The organism is Spongiactinospora gelatinilytica (genome assembly GCF_003236385.1).
Classification (GTDB): domain Bacteria; phylum Actinomycetota; class Actinomycetes; order Streptosporangiales; family Streptosporangiaceae; genus Spongiactinospora; species Spongiactinospora gelatinilytica.
Genome location: NZ_POUA01000826.1, coordinates 1 through 548, shown reverse-complemented (window position 1 = coordinate 548; position 548 = coordinate 1). Strand labels below are relative to the sequence as shown.

General features: G+C 73.5%; 1 protein-coding gene. It reads left to right on the top strand.

Going from position 1 to position 548, the window contains the following annotated elements; translation table 11 throughout:
* Positions 1–27: 27 nt before the first annotated feature.
* A partial coding sequence (locus C1I98_RS39615; RefSeq protein ID WP_233508594.1) for a DUF4118 domain-containing protein occupies positions 28–548 on the top strand: 521 nt, incomplete at its 3' end.

Below are 548 nucleotides of genomic sequence, written 5' to 3'. Positions count from 1 at the left end.
GCGCAGTTGTGGGCGCGTGGGGTGGGGGTGGAGACCACCGCGCGGTCCGGGTCGATCGACGTCCACATGATCCCGCACGACCAGGCCCGGCGCGGCCGGCGGCCGGTCCCCTGGCCTGATACCGGGCTGACGGTGACCCGGCGGGCGGCCGGCTGGGCGCTGGCCCTGCTCGGCCTGCCGGTGCTCACCCTCGCCATGTCCGCGGTACGCGAGCACCTGTCCCTGCCCAGTGAGATCCTGATCTTCCTGCTGCTGGTGGTGGCGGTCGCGCTGGCCGGTGGCCGGTGGCCCGCGATCACCGCGGCGGTCGGCGGGTCGCTGCTGCTGAACTACTTCTTCACCGCCCCGGTGGGGGAGTTCACCATCGCGGAGGCGGAAAACCTTTTCGCGCTGGTGGTGTTCGTGGTGGTCGCGATGGCCGTCAGCGCCATCGTGGACCTCGCCGCCCGCCGCACCCGCGAAGCCGCCCGCGCCGGAGCCGACGCCGAAGTACTCTCCACCCTCGCCGGACACGTCCTGCGCGGCGAAGCCGCCCTCCCCTCCCTCCT